The organism is Ruegeria sp. D1(2025) (assembly GCF_056536425.1).
On sequence record NZ_JBQFPO010000002.1, the window covers coordinates 194,234 to 212,347 of the forward strand.

Annotated in this window: 16 protein-coding genes; 13 read left to right on the plus strand and 3 right to left on the minus strand. The window is 53.2% G+C overall.

Annotated features, from left to right (window positions below; all coding sequences use genetic code 11):
* The first annotated feature begins 192 nt into the window (after positions 1-192).
* On the plus strand, positions 193-1,098 hold the full coding sequence (locus ACR1XU_RS06685; RefSeq protein ID WP_480903946.1) for a haloalkane dehalogenase: 906 nt from the start codon (positions 193-195) through the stop codon (positions 1,096-1,098).
* Between the two features lie 203 nt (positions 1,099-1,301).
* Here the strand turns inward: ACR1XU_RS06685 and ACR1XU_RS06690 are convergent, their stop codons facing one another.
* Complete coding sequence (locus tag ACR1XU_RS06690) at positions 1,302-2,189, minus strand: LysR family transcriptional regulator (protein WP_480903943.1); 888 nt, start codon at positions 2,187-2,189, stop codon at positions 1,302-1,304.
* Between the two features lie 104 nt (positions 2,190-2,293).
* On the opposite strand from ACR1XU_RS06690, the gene ACR1XU_RS06695 reads away from it, so the two are divergent.
* The 9 genes from ACR1XU_RS06695 to ACR1XU_RS06735 all read left to right on the plus strand — a co-directional run bounded on the left by ACR1XU_RS06695 (position 2,294) and on the right by ACR1XU_RS06735 (position 8,419).
* Positions 2,294-2,584, plus strand: coding sequence for a putative quinol monooxygenase (locus ACR1XU_RS06695; RefSeq protein WP_480903941.1), 291 nt, complete (start codon positions 2,294-2,296; stop codon positions 2,582-2,584).
* A gap of 26 nt (positions 2,585-2,610) precedes the next feature.
* A complete protein-coding gene (locus ACR1XU_RS06700) occupies positions 2,611-3,624 on the plus strand; it encodes a zinc-binding alcohol dehydrogenase family protein (RefSeq protein WP_480903938.1) in 1,014 nt (337 codons plus the stop codon).
* Positions 3,625-4,005 carry a VOC family protein gene (locus ACR1XU_RS06705; RefSeq protein ID WP_480903935.1) on the plus strand — a complete coding sequence of 127 codons (381 nt, stop codon included), beginning with the start codon at positions 3,625-3,627 and terminating at the stop codon, positions 4,003-4,005.
* A 145-nt stretch (positions 4,006-4,150) separates the two neighbouring features.
* Positions 4,151-4,534, plus strand: a complete 384-nt coding sequence (locus tag ACR1XU_RS06710) for a nuclear transport factor 2 family protein (RefSeq protein ID WP_480903932.1) — start codon at positions 4,151-4,153, stop codon at positions 4,532-4,534.
* Positions 4,535-4,670: 136 nt separating this feature from the next.
* A complete protein-coding gene (locus ACR1XU_RS06715; protein WP_480903929.1) occupies positions 4,671-5,174 on the plus strand; it encodes an aggregation factor core in 504 nt (167 codons plus the stop codon).
* Between the two features lie 52 nt (positions 5,175-5,226).
* Positions 5,227-5,640, plus strand: coding sequence for a TspO/MBR family protein (locus ACR1XU_RS06720; protein ID WP_480915595.1), 414 nt, complete (start codon positions 5,227-5,229; stop codon positions 5,638-5,640).
* A 65-nt stretch (positions 5,641-5,705) separates the two neighbouring features.
* Positions 5,706-6,206, plus strand: coding sequence for a CIA30 family protein (locus ACR1XU_RS06725; protein WP_480903923.1), 501 nt, complete (start codon positions 5,706-5,708; stop codon positions 6,204-6,206).
* A 171-nt stretch (positions 6,207-6,377) separates the two neighbouring features.
* The gene (locus ACR1XU_RS06730) at positions 6,378-7,559 is read left to right on the plus strand and encodes an adenylate/guanylate cyclase domain-containing protein (RefSeq protein WP_480903921.1); all 1,182 of its coding nucleotides are present in this window, start codon (positions 6,378-6,380) and stop codon (positions 7,557-7,559) included.
* A 161-nt stretch (positions 7,560-7,720) separates the two neighbouring features.
* Positions 7,721-8,419 carry a hypothetical protein gene (locus tag ACR1XU_RS06735; RefSeq protein ID WP_480903919.1) on the plus strand — a complete coding sequence of 233 codons (699 nt, stop codon included), beginning with the start codon at positions 7,721-7,723 and terminating at the stop codon, positions 8,417-8,419.
* Positions 8,420-8,957: 538 nt separating this feature from the next.
* Here the strand turns inward: ACR1XU_RS06735 and ACR1XU_RS06740 are convergent.
* Complete coding sequence (locus ACR1XU_RS06740) at positions 8,958-9,518, minus strand: CHAP domain-containing protein (RefSeq protein ID WP_480903916.1); 561 nt, start codon at positions 9,516-9,518, stop codon at positions 8,958-8,960.
* Between the two features lie 447 nt (positions 9,519-9,965).
* A complete protein-coding gene (locus tag ACR1XU_RS06745) occupies positions 9,966-10,223 on the minus strand; it encodes a YjhX family toxin (RefSeq protein ID WP_480903913.1) in 258 nt (85 codons plus the stop codon).
* A 333-nt stretch (positions 10,224-10,556) separates the two neighbouring features.
* On the opposite strand from ACR1XU_RS06745, the gene ACR1XU_RS06750 reads away from it, so the two are divergent.
* The 3 genes from ACR1XU_RS06750 (at position 10,557) to ACR1XU_RS06760 (ending at position 18,114) form a co-directional block, all read left to right on the plus strand.
* Positions 10,557-10,853 (plus strand): ArsR/SmtB family transcription factor, encoded by a 297-nt coding sequence (locus tag ACR1XU_RS06750; protein ID WP_480903910.1) that lies wholly within the window; start codon positions 10,557-10,559, stop codon positions 10,851-10,853.
* An 8-nt stretch (positions 10,854-10,861) separates the two neighbouring features.
* Complete coding sequence (locus tag ACR1XU_RS06755; RefSeq protein ID WP_480903907.1) at positions 10,862-11,263, plus strand: VOC family protein; 402 nt, start codon at positions 10,862-10,864, stop codon at positions 11,261-11,263.
* 380 nt (positions 11,264-11,643) lie between these two features.
* Complete coding sequence (locus ACR1XU_RS06760; RefSeq protein ID WP_480903905.1) at positions 11,644-18,114, plus strand: GAF domain-containing protein; 6,471 nt, start codon at positions 11,644-11,646, stop codon at positions 18,112-18,114.

The window sequence follows — 18,114 nt, forward strand, 5'->3', positions numbered from 1 at the left end:
ATAAGGTTTTTGAGACCAAATTTTTTGGCGCAGATTCAAAACGTCTGCAAAAAGGGCCTCCTCCGCGAGGGACCGAAGCAATGTGTCCAACTCAACCAAACCTGAAGTCGGTATACGCTGGAACTGGACCGTTTTGGTTTTATCGATCACTGTTGTTGGGCCAAGACCTTCGGCATTTTTGGAGAGTTCACGATGAAGTTCCTTCGTACACCGGACCATCGGTTTGACGGGCTGCCAGATTTCAACTTTGGCCCGAACTATCTTGATGTGGATGATTCCGAGGGCGGTCTTCTCCGACTGCACTATTTGGACGAGGGACCGGCACAGGCACCACCGGTATTGTTGATGCACGGAGAGCCAACTTGGTGCTTCCTGTATCGGCACATGATTCCGTTATTCAAAGATGCGGGCCATCGAGTTCTGGCTCCTGATTTGATTGGGTTTGGACGGTCGGACAAGCCAACTGAGCGATCCGACTACACCTACCAACGGCATGTAGACTGGATGTCCGAGTGGTTGCGGAAAGTTGACTTGACGGGCATCACATTGGTTTGTCAGGACTGGGGCGGACTCATTGGTTTGCGGTTGGTTGCAAGTATGCCCGAGCGTTTCTCTAGTGTTGTTGTGGCGAATACGGCCTTGCCCACCGGTGACGTGCCCTTGGGTGAGGCATTTCTTTCATGGCGGGATTACTCGCAATCTGTGCCTGAATTTAATTCGGGCCGTATTGTATTCGGCGGTACAACATCCAAAATCTCCAATGAAGAGGTTGCAGCCTATAACGCACCGTTCCCGGATGCGCGCTATCTGGCAGGTGCTCGACAGTTTCCAATGTTGGTGCCCGACAAACCCGACAACCCAGCTTCAGAAGCCAACCGAGCCGCATGGAAAACCCTCAAGACCCTCAATACTCCGTTTCTGACCGTTTTTGGAGAAGATGACAGGGTTATGGCGGGCGTAGAAAAACTGTTCCAAAAGTCGATCCCTGGGGCAGTTGGTCAAAATCTTACCGTTTTGCCAAAAGCCGGGCATTTCATTCAAGAAGATGCCGGAACAGAATTGGCACACGCGACTCTGAAATTCATCGAGCAAACCTAGCGGCTATCAGTCGGTGCAACCCTTTGGAATGCTCGCCTTGAAAAGATGTTCGATTGCGGAACAGTTCCCGGGCCGTACGCGGCTGCCGAAAGCTCTACTGCATTACAGCTAAGATGACTCCTTCGATTCAATTGCTTTGCTGATAGCGAGGACTGTACATCGTAGCCAACTGAAGAAGCGATCTAGTGATTGCTCTCGCGGCCTCAACACACACCAAATTTGCGACGCAAATGCTCAGCTAAGGCTGTTATGCGACGTGGTTGGGCTCGGCTCGGCGGAAACATCATTTGCAAAGGTTTCGGTGGTGGGAGGAAGTCGCGCAAGACAGAAATAAGTCTGCCAGATCGAACATCGTCGCTGACATCCAGCTCGGACTTCAGTACGACCCCATGGCCTGCAATCGCCCAATCGCGAATGAGTGAACCATCATTGACTATTCGGTTTCCATTTACCGATACCCGCTGGGCATTTGGTCCTGATCCAAACTCCCAAACGTTGTCGATCATGTCGCCAAACCTCATGACCAAGCAGTTGTGGTTTAAAAGATCTTCTGGTTTTTCAGGCGTTCCGAATAAGGCTAGGTAACTTGGGGACGCACATACGAAACGTTGGTAGCTTCCTAAATTTCGTAATCTGAGCGAGCTGTCTGTGATGTTGCCGAAGCGAACGGCGAGGTCAAAACCCTGGCCTACGAGGTCGACATAGCCGTCTGAGAGGGACAGTTCGATTGAGACGGCAGGGTTCTCTTCGGTGAATTCGGCAATAACCTCGGAAACAAAGCTCCGCCCCAAATCGATGGGCGCGCTTATGCGAATTGGACCAGACAAAGTTTCGGCGCCGTGCCGAACAAGTGTGTCCAAATCCGCAACCTCACTGAGTACGCTTCTTGCTCCGTCGGCTAGTGTACGGCCTTCTTCGGTCAGGCTAATAGAACGAGTGGTGCGGTTGAACAAAACCACTCCGTAGTGTGCCTCCAGAGCCGCGAGTCGCTCGGACACTGTCGTGCTCGACATCCCTGTTGCGCGCGCCGCGGCCACAAGACTGCCTTTCTCGGCTATGGTCAGAAACAAGCGAAGATTGTCTAAGAGCATTAAACGGAATTTCCGGATTATATGTTCGATCTCGCCCTGTTTATCCCGAAAAGACTGCGGCGTAAATCTAGGGCATCGCTCAAGAACACAAGGGACCTATTCCAATGGCCAAGCTGACAATTGTCGCCAACATCAAAGCCAAGCTCGACAAGATCGACCTTGTAAAGGCCGAGTTGATCAAGCTCATCGACATAACCCGTGCCGAAGAAGGTTGCATTAACTACGACCTGCATCAGGACAACGACAATCCGGCTCATTTCATGTTCTACGAAAATTGGGAAAGCCGAGAGCTTTGGCAAACCCACATGGGTGCTCAGCACCTTTCGGCTTACCTGGAAGCGACAGAGGGCGCCGTCGCAGAATTCACGCTGAATGAAATGACAGTCATCGGTTGATACAGAACCGAACAAAGGAGCACGTTATGAAAGCCGTGGGATACCTTGAGACAGGGTCGATTGATCGGGCCGACGCCTTAATCGACTTCGAGGCCGACAAACCGACGCCGAAGGGGCATGACTTGTTGGTGAAAGTGCAGGCCGTTTCAGTGAACCCGGTCGATACGAAAATTCGGCAAAAACGTGCTCCTGTAGGTCCAGCACCTGATGTTTTGGGGTGGGACGCAGTAGGCATCGTCGAAGCAGTTGGCGAAACGGTTGAGACTTTCCGTCCGGGAGATGCAGTTTGGTATGCCGGGGCAATAGACCGACCGGGAACCAATGCCGAGTTTCATCTGGTGGATGAACGTATTGTCGGAGCCGCGCCAAAATCCATACCGGCGAAAGCGGCTGCGGCGATGCCGCTAACGACGCTTACTGCCTTTGAGATGCTGTTCGACCGCTTGCGAGTCCAAGATGCCGTTTCCGGCGGAACCAATACGTTGCTGGTTATTGGTGGCGCAGGCGGTGTCGGGTCAATCACCATTCAATTGGCGCGGGCTCTCACTGACTTGACAGTGATAGCGACGGCGTCCCGACCCGAGACACAAGACTGGGTTCGAGGGCTGGGCGCACACCATGTCATCAACCACGCAGAACATTTTGGCACACAACTCGAGGCTCTGGGTATCGAAAATGTGGATTTCGTCTATTCAACAAACCATTCCCAGCTTTATGCGTCTCAAGCTGGAGAGGTGATGACACCTCAAGGTCGCTTTGGGTTGATTGATGATCCTGAAACCTTCGACATCGCGCCGTTCAAACCCAAATCGATCTCATTGCATTGGGAGTTCATGTACACTCGGTCGCTTTTTGGGACTGGCGATATGAACCGTCAAAGCGAAATCCTGAATCAGGTCGCCGCGTTGATAGATGATGGAGGGATCAGATCTACAGCGACCGAAACACTTGGTAGGATCAATGCTACAAACTTAATAAAAGCGCATGCTATCCTCGAAAGCGGCAAGGCCAAAGGAAAGCTCGTGCTTGAGGGTTTTTAGATGAGAATTGAGCGACTGGATCATGTGAATATCGTGACCACAAGGTTGCCTGAGATGGTTACTTGGTATGAAGAGGTCCTGGGTTTAAAACTCGGGGCCCGCCCTGATTTTCCGTTTCCCGGAGCCTGGTTGTATGCGGGTGATCACGCCGTGGTTCACCTTGTGGGTCACGAAGGAACGCCTAATGTCGGCTCCGAAGTGAAACTCAAGCTCGAGCATTTTGCGCTCTCAGCCACAGGGTTGAGAGCATTCGAAGAAAAGCTGATCTCGTGTCAGATCCAGTATCGCAAATCTGATGTCCCGGGGGCTGGAATGGTGCAAATCCATGTGGCCGATCCTGATGGAAATCATATTCATATTGACTTCGAAGAAACCGAATAAGGGGCTAACCCTCAAAATAGTCGCAACGCAAAATCAAGCTCGTAACTTCTTGCCGATTAGGGATTGAGGTCCTTGACGGGTTGCTTCCAAAACTTGCGTGGGCCAACATTTTTTGGGCGGTGCAAACGTCGATTTGGAGATCAGTATGCCGGACCTCAAAACAAACAAGAAAAACGTCATCGCTTTCTACGAAATGATGTTCAACGCGTGTAGACCAGCCGAGGCCATCGCAACCTTTGTTGGCGAAACCTATACGCAGCACAACCCGCATGTTGGCGACGGCAAGCAAGCCTTTGTCGAGTATTTCGAGCGCATGGCCACCGAATACCCGGGAAAGCGTGTGGATATCAAACGTGCCTTTGCTGAAGACGACCACGTTATTCTGCATTGCCAACAGATCTGGCCCGATGGTCTCGAGTACGCAGGGATAGATATTTTTCGCCTGGACGTTGACGGTAAGGTAGTCGAGCACTGGGACGTTCTTCAGGAAGTTCCAGCAAACAGCGAGAATGACAATGGCATGTTTTGACTTATTCGTTCTGACAGCGGTGCATGGAACTGCGAAAGCTCCTGTCGGCTAAACCACGATAATTAAACGGTATAAGTCTGATCCAAGAAACCCGCCGTAGCGTACCTATCAAGAACCCATTAGGAAGGATATAAATATGCTCCCGAAGAGTATTCTTGCGGCGACCCTCGGACTTTCCACAGCTACCTCGCTTCAAGCTGGTGTTCAAATTCGTTTCATAGAAGGCGCACCCAAGGACCGTTTTGTTCTGACAAACCTCGGAGCTTGCGAAGTAGAAGCTTCGACCCTCAAAATTGACTTGTCGCAATCCGCCGGACGTCTGATTTTCGACGTTACCGAAAAGGGTGCGGGTGTAGAGGTCTTCCAACCGCTTGAATTCGTTGAGGGTGCGGATGCTCTGCGGCAAATTCCAGCTGTCGTAGACGGGCAAGAAACAATTGAACTTGAGATCGCCTCCCTCGCAGCCGGGGGCAAACTCGCCTTTACCATCGATGTAGATGACACTATCGGGCAACGCGAAATCACCGTAACAGGGTCGGAGATCGAAGGCGCCACCGTGTCATATACCGATGCGAATGAGACCAGTACTGCGACCTTCTCTTCCGAAGCACTTGTTAAAGTGACGACCAAGGACTGCTGAAAGCTATCCAACAATGTCGAATTGGTTGATCCGCATAGCATTCCTCGCGCTGATGGTGGGAGGCGGCATCCTCGTCGGGACACTGACCGCACCTGGCGAATGGTATGCGCAGCTCTCCAAGCCGGCTTTCAATCCACCAAATTGGATTTTTGGGCCGGTTTGGACGGTGCTCTATGTTTTGATTGCTGTGGCGGGTTGGCGCCAGTTTGAAACAGACCGAAGCTCGACCGCCATGAAGCTGTGGTGGGCACAGATGGGTCTGAACTTTTTGTGGTCCCCGACCTTTTTCGTACTGCAACTGCCTTGGTTTGCCCTTTTGGTCATTGTCGCGTTGTTGGCTGTCATCGTTGTGTTCATCGTTAAGGTCAGGAATTCGGATCGGATTTCTGCACTAGCCTTCCTGCCGTACTTTGCATGGGTCGCATTTGCCACTGTCTTGAACCTTTCTATTGCAATACTGAACTGAGAAAGAACAATATGCGTGGAAACTTTGCTGGGCTCGTTTCAGGTCTATTTATCATCGGATCTATAATGGCACAGGCTGACGGAAATCTTACTGACGACTTCTCCGATTCTCCGGAGAAGCGTTGGGACTTCGTTGCCGACACCGTCATGGGAGGGGTTTCTTCTGGGCAGGTGCAGTTTCGATCGGAAGGTGATGTTGCATTCGCACGGTTGACCGGAACCGTCAGTACAGAAAACAACGGCGGCTTCATCCAGTTCCGACGCAAGTTTACTGACAGGCCAGATGCAAGTGTATCAGGCGTCAGGCTATTGGTCCGGGGGAACGGCGAGCTGTACTTTGTTCACCTCAGAACACGTGGCACGGTGCTTCCGTGGCAATACTATCAGGCCGAGTTCGCAACTTCTGACGAATGGACCGAAGTCTATTTGCCTCTGTCAGGCTTCAAGGCATCAGGTGCCATGTTACGCGCTATTCCCGTTGCAGACGCAATCACTTCAGTTGGAGTTGTAGCCTTCGGGCGCGATCACGAGGCCCGCGTAGATGTAAGCGAGATTGGTTTCTACTGAAGGTCAGGTTCCTAATTTTACCTCTGTTGCCAGCCAATGTGAAACTTGAGGTTGTTTTGTCTGACGGCGCCGATTTCGCGGAAACGTCGACCGTCCGGCTGCAGGGTTGGCGGTTTTGACGCAACCTCATTTCGAACGTACTCTGGTAGCAGCCAAGCGCAAACGAGGACCATGTCTGATCCCGAGAACAGAAATGAATCCGTCGCGGAACCTAGGTCGCACGCTGTAGCCGATGGTATCGGAAGGGCAACGGAGGAATTCAGAATTTCGATGCCAATGGGGATCGGGGCCGTTTTGGCTGCACTTGCCTCTTTGGCCACGTGCTATTCCGGGATACTGGTGACTTATTTGGTTGGCTATGAAGCGCTTTCCATAAACCCACATGTGCAAGCGGTGCTCATGTGGGTGCTTGCTTTGTTGGCGGTCAGTTTCTTGTGGAGAGACCGTAAACGACATGCCAAAGAGCTTCCACTCGTCCTTGGTGGGATTGCTGCCCTTATTTTGATTATCACGCTGTATTTCGGCTATGACGAACGCGTCGAAGCGCTCGCCTATGTACTTTTGGTGATTGCAGCTTTGCTAAACCAGAACTTTATACTCGATGCGTTAAACCACAAGGTTCGTGACCAGACGCATGAAATAGAGGCGTTAAACGAAAGGCTGACAGAGAAGGTGAAGCGCCAGGAAGGCGAAATTGACAGGCTGGGGCGACTTAAACAATTCCTTGCTCCTCAGGTGGCGGAGCTTGTCGTAGAAGAAAATTCTGAAGAACTTCTTAAAACCCATCGTCAATACATCTCTTGCCTATTCTGCGACATCCGAAATTTCACCGCCATTTCCGAGGCGATTGAACCGGAAGATGTCATTACCCTTCTCCAGCAATTCCACGATGAGGTCGGTCAATTAGTTGCCCAACACAAGGGGACGATTGGATACCGAGCTGGAGATGGTTTGATGGTCTTCTTCAATGATCCGGTTCCCTGCGAGCAACCCGTCCTGCAAGCCGTGCGGTTGGCTAAAGCAATAAGCGAAGCCTTTGACAGAATTCGAGCACCCTGGCAGAGGCTTGGGCATGCGATGGGTTTGGGTATCGGGATCAGCAGCGGTTACGCAACCCTTGGTCTTATCGGGTTTCATGGTCGTGCCGACTATACCGCTATCGGCGGTGTGGTGATCACTGCATCGAGACTTTGCGATTTTGCCAGCGACGGACAGATCCTTTTGAACCGACGGGCGCTTTTAGACATAGAAGAATATGTGGAGACAGAAGAACTGGGAGAAAGAGAGCTGAAGGGCATCGGTAACCCCGTGCAGATTTTTCGTGTTCTCAGTCTCTCTGATCAGGCAAGTTGATGCGCGTTGTCGTTAGGAGGTCACGCGTTCTTTGTTTTATTCGCTGCACTGCCATGTTCCCTAATTCGTGAGCGCTATTCGGTGGACCCAAATAGAGCTTACGACTGGCATCAGAAACTATGCAGCACGAAAGTAACTACACAGCAAGAAGGGAGACACACATGTCGAAGCTCACCAAACGAACAACTGCCCATGGGGTTGCTGCACTCTTAATCTGCTGTTTCGCAACGGCTGCACAGGCGCAATCGGCGGGTGAGGAGATGTCGTTTTTCATCACTAGTGTGGGCAAGGGGGACGGGGCTAATCTAGGCGGCCTCGAAGGCGCCGATGCCCATTGCAATGCACTCGCTTCCGCGGCCGGTTCTTCCAAGACATTTGCGGCCTATTTGAGTACCTCAATGTCCATTGATCGCAGCACCGACCCGATGACAATCACCAATGGCATTTCTGCACGCGACCGGATCGGATCGGGCCCCTGGCATAATGTCAATGGAGAGCTCATCGCCAACAATGTTGAAGACCTGCACAGCGACAGCGTGAACATTAGTCTACAGACTGCGCTCGACGAAAACGGTAACCCCGTCAACGGGCGTGGTAGCCGGCCAAACAAACATGATATTCTGACCGGCTCCGATTCTGCGGGATACTTCTCTACGGCAGGTGGTGACACGACTTGCAGTAACTGGACTTCGAATAGCGAGGACGGATCTGCGATTGTCGGACACCATGACCGTATCGGTCTCAATGACGCTCGAAACATGGTGTCCTGGAACTCATCGCACGGCTCGCGTGGATGCGGAGAAGAGCATCTGCCGCGTTCTGGCGGGGCGGGCCTATTTTATTGCTTTGCAACTGACTGATCAGGCAGCATTGGTACGCGCGTCGTCCGTGTTGCACCTGGTATTCCCAGGTCAGTTGTTGGGGTCGCGATTATAAGGGTTTTGCGAATTCTTTTGGGAATTCAGTGCGAACTTCTTTGGGCATCTGATGCGGAAATTTCGCTTGAATTCTGGAAGCTGCTGCGAACGCGTTTTCGGTGTCCTACATCAGGTGTAGGTGCTCCCAAAGCTTTGCATTTCGCCCAAAGCTTTGCATCTTTGGCCCAAAGCTTTGGCCACGGTAACCTCCCATTGTCGGAGATCAAAGCTCAATAAATGTCGGCGAAGTTTTGTCTGGTTGCCTTCTGGTAACGCCGTTCGGGTGAAAACTTACCAATTGCTATTGCCGGACCGAAGCGGGTGTTACAAATCAAGCTTTGCATGTTTCGAGATGTCGAACGACGCCACCGTTCGTCTTCTGTGCGAGGACGGTCAGTGACCGCGCTTAACGACCGGGATGAGAATTGTGCGCGGGGTATTCTACGGGTTTACGGCGAACGAGAAGAGAAATTAGGTTGGGCTACTTGGTAGCGATCGGATATATGAATCCGTTCACTGGGTAGAAACTGCCATACCGGCCCGGCTGACTTTCGACCCGGACCAGCGTCCAGTCATTGTTTTTGGATACGTCCCTGACGCCCATTTTCAATGACACCTTATTGCGGTGCCAGTTCGCGTGGTTCACGATAACTTCCCGCTCGGTGACAATATCGGACACGACAGCCACATGGCCCAACGGCATTCCTCGGGTAGCCCGAAACGACATCACCGCACCGACAACCGGTTCATTGCCCCGCTGAAAAATATTGTGCGCCTTGCCCCACCAGTCCTTGGCGTTGCCGCGAATTTCGATGCCGCTGAGGCTTCGTGCATAGGGTACGCACCACACCCTTTGCCCCCGGGCCTGCTTTTGTGAAACCTCGCGCAACGCCATTGACTGACGTTCCGGATTGAGTTCCCGTTCGGATGGGTTTTGGGCGCAGGCAGAAACAAGAATGAAAAGCCCCAACGCAATCGCGGTTCGGGCAGTGCCGAGCAAAATCGGCCGGTTCGTATTCGTTTTGCGGGCGCTGGTGTGCAAGTCGCTTCTTTGCCTGTTCGAAGACTTTCGAGGCTTTTACGGTGATCCAATCCGAAATGAAAAGAGGGTTGCCAATTCCCCGGCAAGATTTTGCCAATTCCCTGCACCGAGTTTAGGCCAAGAGCCGAAGTGGAAGAGTATTTCCCAAAAGAAGATTGAGCACTGTGTAGCCGAAAGAACCCTCCGCCAATTGGATGGCGAAGGGTATGTGCAGACTACAGAGCCTAACCAAAGATTACTTTGTCATCTCCGGCTGCATGATCAGTGCGACCGCAATCGCCTTGCCATTGAGCAGCTTTGCGGTTCCGGGCCTCAGCTCAAGCTGCATCCAGAATTGCGACAGGGTTATAAGCTCAGAAGTACGGTGTCTGCTTGTTTATCGGAACTAACTTGAACTTGGGTAAAAAGCCCGATGACCTCGATTTTCATATGGTTCATTTTTCTTTCCTATCTTTGGTTCATTTGCGCACGCACGGATTTGATCCCCAACGCGGATGCGCGGTAAGGACTGCCGTTTTTCGAGCGAATGAAGCGGCGCTTCAAAAGGCGTTTGAAGACGCCAAGGCTGCAGTCGGTCAGGACATGACCGTCGCGCGTGTAACAAGTGACGTCGTGGATTTTGCCGTTTTCCAGGCGCTCATGATGGATCGACCCGCCAAGGGCGAGTTCGTGCAAAACACGCTGTTCGTGCTTTGATATATTCATTGGGATGTCTCGATCTTACGAAATCACAGAAACAAGTTCACTCAGCATCGCGCGTGAGTGTGCCTATCAATGTTGTGTTCCTGAATTTGGGTCGCCAGGAACGGGCGTTAGGCCCGGGTCTCTTTCATAAAATCTCCGTTGCACGAGGCGGTATGCCTCAGGCGGTTGTCGACTTAGTCATCCGCCCGTCATGTGTCAAGTCGTATGAAAAATAGTCCTGGTGCGCCCAATTCTGGCATTTTCGCAGGACTCGCGAACGTTTCTTCCGGCGCAAGAAACATGCAGTAATATTGCTGCACTTTACATGCAGTAATATTACTGCATATTGAGGTCATGAAAGATGATCAGCTCGACCTAATCTTCAAGGCACTTTCCGACAGCACCCGCCGCCGCATCATCGACCGTCTGAGCAGGCAACCTGCCCAGTCGCTGTTCGAAGTTTGCGCCGCATCGGTTGCGGAGGATGGTGTCGCGTTGTCCCGACAGACGGTTTCCCAGCATCTGGTGGTGTTAGAGAAGGCAGGCTTGATCGAAATTGAATGGAAGGGCCGGACAAAAACGCACTCTTTGCGCGTGAGCGATGAGCACATCGCGGCCGCATCATGGCTTACAAATTACAAACCAAATTGATCCAAGACATGAAAATCTACGTAACCAGCATATTTGTTGATGACCAAGACAAAGCTGAGAAATTTTACACTGAAACCCTGGGGTTCAAGGTCAAGCACAATATCTCATTGGGCGAAAACCGTTGGTTGACGGTCGTATCAAAGGAAGATCCCGAAGGGACTGAGTTGCTGCTTGAACCAAGCGACCACCCGGCGGTGCGGCCTTACAATGCAGCCCTTGTTGCAGACGGCATCGCCGCACATTCATTTCAGGTCCAGGACCTTGATGCTGAGTACAAGAGGCTGAAAAATCTGGGCGTGGATTTCGTCACCGAACCGATGGATGCGGGGGCAGTTCACATGGCTGTTTTTGATGACACGTGCGGAAATCTCATTCAGCTCATCCAAATGAAGGACGTCGCCTCCGCCTGAGGCTCGTGCGGATCAGTTTGCGATAGGCGCGAACGACGGAATACCTTTCTCCCGAAGATGATGGGATCGCTGTTGCCAACACAATTCAACGCGCGCATGTCGAGCACACGCATCGACAAGTCCCAAACGCTTTCTTTGTTGAATCCAGATTTTTCAATGAAGTGCTAACAGAACACCTGAAAAAGGTGCCGACGGCAGCTCGCTTCGTCATGTGTGTTTTGGCACGGCTCATCTGAAATGATCGGATCATGTGGCCTTGGGCTGTTTGCGGGGCAACGCTGATTCCGGGACCCGCGAAGAAAACTCAGTGACTTCTATCTCATGCTCTCTAAACTCGAACCTGGTACTTTTCATGAGTTGACTGGGGAGCTTAACCTCACGTGGGTGAAAAAAGACCATCAGGAGAGACGGCAGGTCCTGCGTCGTCATCCGCGCAAAGTGAGGGGTTCAGCGTCGCTGATCAGCAGGCGCGGTTCGAAGCGACTGCGCGGGTTATGCAGGCAATCTCCGAGACCAAGGACGACGTGCAGCCGGTCTGCGATCTGATTGTAACGCTGGCAAAAGATCTCTGCGACGCTTTCTTCGCCGGTCTGGTTCTGGGGCGAGAAGGGGATGCCCTTCAGCAACTGGTGGCCAGCGTTAATCTGCACCCGGACATTCAACAGCTCTGGCTCGACGGTAAGTACACCATGGAGCCGGGCAATTCCCTTGTGACCGATACCATTCTCAGCGGCGAGACCAAACGCGTTGTCGATATGGGAGATACCGACTTTCACAAGTCCGGTGATGAGCGTTTTAAGCTGATTGTCGACACACATGGATGCCGCAGCAATCTGTTTGTTCCATTGAAACTGGATGGCTCGGCAATCGGTTGTTTGATGTTGGCGCGCAACGAAGTGCGCCCATACACCGATGATCAGGTTCGGCTGGTGGAAACATTCGCCGCGCAAGCCGTGATCGCAATCGAGAATGTTCGCCAATTCCGCGAATTGCAGACCCGCCTGGCGCGCGAGGGCGCCACGCGCGAGGTGCTTGAGGTAATTAGCCGTTCTCGGGAGGATGAAGCTCCGGTCTTTAAGACGATCCTCGAAAACACCGCCCGGCTGTGTGAAACCGATGTCGCGACGCTGAGCCTCTTGAATGAAGCGGGAACGCATCTAGAATACGCCGCCCATTACGGCGATCAATTGGCCACGTACGAGGTCGGTGTTGATCGTTGGCCGTTGGACTCAAATCTTCAGATTGCCGAGTCTGTGCGGGAAGCGCGCGTTATTCACAACGTCGATTTACGCCTGACAGACCATTACATTAACGAGGACCCTTGGCGCCGTCAGTTGGTTGATGAAGAAGGTGTCCGTTCGTTTCTGACAGTCCCTCTGATTTCAGTGGACGGCGACCCGGTCGGGGTAATCGGGATTTATCGGCGCGAAGTACGCCCTTTCACCGATGACGAGATTGCTTTGGTCGAGAGCTTTGCAGCTCAGGCTGTCATCGCCATCGACAATACACGCCAAATGACAGAGCTGCATACTCAGTTGGAACGCCAAACGGCGACGCGGGAAGTTCTGACAGTGATCAGCAAAAGCCGGGACGACGATGCGCGGGTCTTTGAGGTGGTTCTTCAGCAGGCCACTCAGGTTTGTGGTGCGGATCAGGCCGCACTCATTCTGGTAAACTCTGCTGGAACCTGCGGAAGGCTCGTGGCGGCTTGGGGTCACCAAAAAGAAGGGGCTGAAATAGGAACGGAGTGGCCTCTCGAAGGTTCGTTTACAGCCGCTATCGCGATAAGAACAGGTCAGGTAGTTCGCGTCGACGATATAGCTGATACAGATTACTATCGCTCGGGCAATCCAACGGCGGTTGCGATGGTTGAGGTGGAAGGCATTCGGTCCCGCGTCGCAGTTCCGTTGATGCAGGGGGGGCAGGCCATCGGGGCCATCGCGGTCAGCCGCCGCGAGGTGCGTCCATTCGCCGACCCTGATGTGCAGCTAATCGATGAATTCGCCAGACACGCGGTGATTGCAATCGAGAACACGCGCCAGTTTCGCGAAGTTCAGGAACGGCTTGAGCGGGAGAAAGCGTCGCGAGAAATCCTTGAAGTCATCAGTCGCAGCCGCGACGACGACAAGCCGGTCTTCCACAGCATTCTCGAAAATGCCAGCCGTTTGTGCAAGGCACCGCTGGCCTTCTTGTGTGTCGCTGATCACGAACGCGGGCTTGCGACGATCCCGGCCAATATTGGCGCGAGAACCGATTTTGATGAAGCGCTCAGGGAATTCACCGAGCCTTTGACACGTACGGAACTGATCGCAATCAGGCCCATGGTCGATGGGCAGGTCATTCGTCGGGACAACATCGCCGATGATCCGCTTTATTACCGGGACCGCGACCCGAAACGGGTTCAGATGGTCGAGATCGAAGGCGCCCGCTCGGTTCTTGCGGTTCCGTTGATGAAAGGCGGCACCGGACTTGGGGTGATCGTGCTCTATCGCCGAGAAGTTGCACCGTTCTCAGATGACGACATCGCACTGGTCCAGACATTTGCGGCCCAGGCCGTGATAGCAATGGAGAATGTTCGCCAGTTTCGGGAGGTCCAGGACCGCACGGCGGAAGTTACGCAAGCGCTGGAATACCAGACGTCCACTTCTGAAGTGCTGCGGGTTATTTCGGCGTCACCAAACGAGTTGTCGCCCGTTCTCGATGCCATCCTCAAAGAGGCGTCGCGTATCTGCGAGTTGCAGGATGCCTATGTTGCGATGTTGAATCCGGACGACGGGCTCTTCCATGTTCACTCGACACTCACTCAGGACACGGTTTTTGCGGACTACGTCAAATCGCACCCTATTTCGCCCAGTGAGAGCGGTGTAAGCGGGCGGGCCATTTTGTCCAAACGCACAATCTATATCGAAGATGTCGAAGCGGACCCGTCCTACACATGGATGGAAGAAAGCGGCGTCGGTGAATACAAATCACTGCTTGGGGTGCCGTTGGTCAAGAACGGCAAGGTCGTGGGCGTATTATCGCTCGGGTCGCCGGAAGTTTCCGGGTTTTCCAAGAAACAGATTCAATTGCTTCAAACTTTCGCAGACCAGGCCATTATCGCCATCACAAACGCGAACCTATTCCGCGAGGTTGAGAAACGCACTGCGGAAGTAGAGCAAGCGCTGGAATACCAGACCGCCACGTCAGACGTATTGTCGGTCATATCGCGCTCTCCGAACGAGTTGGAGCCGGTACTTGAGGAAATCCTGAAGGTCGCAAGCCGGATCTGCGAACCAAAATACACTGCGATTTCGATCCTCAATCCGGAAGATAACCTTTACCACACGGACATCATGCTCGATTTTGACAGTGTTTTCATGAAGTTCATGAAGGCCAACCCTGTTCCGGCCGGCCACGGGAGCGGAATTGGCCAAACAGCAGCCCGAGGGGAAACAGTCTATTACAAGGACACGGAAGCTGACGAATACGCATGGAAAGAGGCAGCTCGCATCGGAAAGTACCGTTCGCTGCTAGGTGTCCCGCTGATCAAGGGCAAAGTGGTGGTCGGCGTGATCGTGCTCTGCCACGACAAGGTCGCGCCATTCAATTCAAAGCAGATCTCTCTTTTAGAGACTTTTGCGGCCCAGGCCGTGATTGCGATCAACAATACCCAGTTGTTCGAAGAAGTTCAGGCACGTACGGCCGAAGTGGAAGAGACACTGAAGTACCAGACAGCCACGTCAGAAGTGCTGGATGTCATCTCCCGCTCGCCCAACGATCTGCCGCCGGTGCTGGATGCCATCCTCGAGGTTTCTTCGCGCATATGTTCGCCGGAATATGCATTCTTCGCGATGCGGGACCCAGACGACGGGCTGTACCGGGTGGTCATGTCCCACAACGTGAGCGATGCGTTTCTGAAGTTCCTGTCAGACAACCCCATAGCTCCCGAAGAAGGCTCGTGCATCGGGCGAACGGCGTTGCACGGAAAGACGGTCTACATCGAGGATACGCGCAACGATCCGACTTACACATGGAAACAAGCGGCCGAGATGGGCGATTACCTGACCACTTTGGGCGTTCCGCTTGTCAAGAACGGTCTGACGCTTGGGGTCATCGTCATGGCGCACCGGCAGGCTTCGGCGTTTAACGACAAACAGATCAGCCTTTTGGAAACCTTTGCGTCTCAGGCACTGATCGCCATCAACAACACGCAGCTTTTCGAGGAAGTGCAGGCGCGCACTGCGGAAGTCGAAGAGGCCTTGCAATACCAGACTGCCACGACCGAAGTTCTCGAGGTGATTTCCCGATCTCCTGACGCATTGGAACCCGTGCTGGAAGCGTTGCTGGCGGTTTCGTCCCGTATCTGCCGTCTTCAGGATGCCTTCGTCGCCTTGAAGAAACCAGAGGACGGGAAGTATCATTTCTTTGCGGGGCACAACCTGTCAGACGGATTTACCGAGTTTCTGAAGGCGCACCCGTTTGAACCGGGGAACTCATCGGCGACCGCGCGTGCACTTCTTCGTGGACAGGCCGACTATGTCGAGGATACGCAGGCAGACCCTCTTTATGATCCGGTTCTGAAGTCCAACCTCGAAGGGTATCGATCCGTTCTTTCCGTGCCTCTGATACGTGACGGCGCCACAATTGGTGTCATCAGCATGGGCAGCCGAACGGCTGCTGCTTTTGACGAAAAGCAAATCAAGCAAATGGAGACATTCGCGTCGCAGGCGATTATCGCGATCCAGAATTCTCAATTGTTCAATGACACGCAAACTGCGCTCGCGCGTCAAACGGCGAGTGCTGATGTACTACGGGTGATCAGCCAATCGCCTACGGATACAACGCCTGTTTTTGAGATGATCGTAGAGTCCGCGACCCGGCTTGTTTCGTGTGATATGGCGATTGCAACCTTGGCCGATGAGTCATCCTGGTGGCAAGTGGCCGTGGCTTCACCGCACGGGTTGATACGCGACTTCGGACAGTCCCGTCACCCGCTTGATCCACAAGACAATTTCCAGTCATCGGTCTTAATGTCGGGAAGAACACGGCATGTTTCCGATTTTTCATCACATGAACTGCCGAGATTAGCAAAAAAACTGCATAAGGAAAACGGAACCGAGGCTTACCTGGGTGTTCCGTTGATGCGTGCCGGCACCTGCCTGGGTGGCCTTGTGTTCATCAGGAAAACGAAAAAGCCATTTTCGGATGACGATATCGCCATGGCGGAATCTTTTGCCGACCAGGCCGTCATAGCAATTGAGAATGTGCGCCTATTCCGAGAGGCCGAAGAAGCGCGCAAGGCCGCGGAAGAGGCCAACGAAGCCAAAAGCGCCTTCCTGGCCACCATGTCCCACGAAATCAGAACCCCGATGAATGCCGTGATCGGGATGAGCGGGCTTTTGATGGACACCGAGTTGGATGCGGAGCAGAGCGATTATGCCAATACGATCCGCGACAGTGGCGATGCGCTATTGGGTATCATCAACGAGATTCTCGATTTCTCAAAAATCGAGGCCGGGCAAATGGATATCGAGAACCATCCGTTCGACTTGCGTGAATGCATAGAAAGCGCGCTGGATTTGATCAGCGGCAAAGCTGCCGAAAAACAGCTCGATTTGGCCTATGAGTTCGACGACGCTCTGCCCCCGGCGGTCAGCGCCGACTTGACCCGATTGCGGCAAATTCTGCTGAACCTTCTGTCTAACGCCGTAAAGTTCACCGAAAGCGGCGAAGTGGTTCTGTCCGTTGAACGATCAGCCAAGGAGCAGGGCGCGTTGGAACTCACGTTCAAAGTTCGCGACACCGGTATAGGCCTGTCTGACAAGGGCATGCGCCGTCTGTTTCAATCTTTCAGCCAGGCCGACAGTTCAACGACCCGCAAATATGGTGGCACTGGTCTGGGTCTTGCGATCTCCAAGCGTCTTGCAGAGCTTATGGGCGGGACAATGTGGGCGGAAAGCGAAGGCGAAGGGCGTGGTTCTACCTTTGTGTTCAAGATCCGGGCCAAAGCGGCGAAACCAGTGAAGTCATCATCTCGCAATCTGGTTGGCGTTCAGCCCGAGCTTGAGGGCAAACGCATTCTGATGGTGGACGACAACGCCACCAATCGCAAAATCCTGGCTCTCCAAACCGAGAAGTGGGGCACCCAAACCACGACGTGTGAAACTCCGTCCGAAGCGCTGGGCCTGCTCGGTAACACCGACCGGTTCGATCTGGCCATCCTCGACATGCATATGCCGGAAATGGATGGTGAGGAACTTGCAGGAAAGATCCGCACAAAGCAGCCGGCACTGCCGATGATCCTCTTCAGTTCACTCGGCCAGCGCGACATGGATCTTGAGGATGGGTTGTTTGCCGCCAACCTTGCCAAACCGTTACGTCAATCGCAGCTATTCGATACGTTGGTCACATTGTTTGCGACCCAAAAGGTGCAAATAAAAGCGGCCAAGCCCCCGGACAAACCCCAAACAGACCCCGATATGGCAAAGCGCCACCCCCTGCGCATATTGCTGGCGGAAGACAATTTGGTGAACCAGAAACTCGCCCTCCGCCTGCTGGAGCAGATGGGGTATCGCGCGGATTTGGCCAGCAACGGCGCTGAGGCTGTTGAAAGCGTGAACCGGCAAACATACGACGTCGTGTTCATGGATGTGCAGATGCCTGAAATGGACGGGTTGGAGGCGTCCCGCCGGATCAACAAGGCGTTCCCCGATGGCAGCCGTCCTCGCATAATTGCCATGACTGCGAACGCGATGCAGGGCGATCGCGAGATGTGTCTGGACGCCGGTATGGATGATTACATCACCAAACCGATCCGAGTCCCCGTTTTAATTGAAGCCCTTTTGAACTCCCCCCGAACAAGAAGGTGA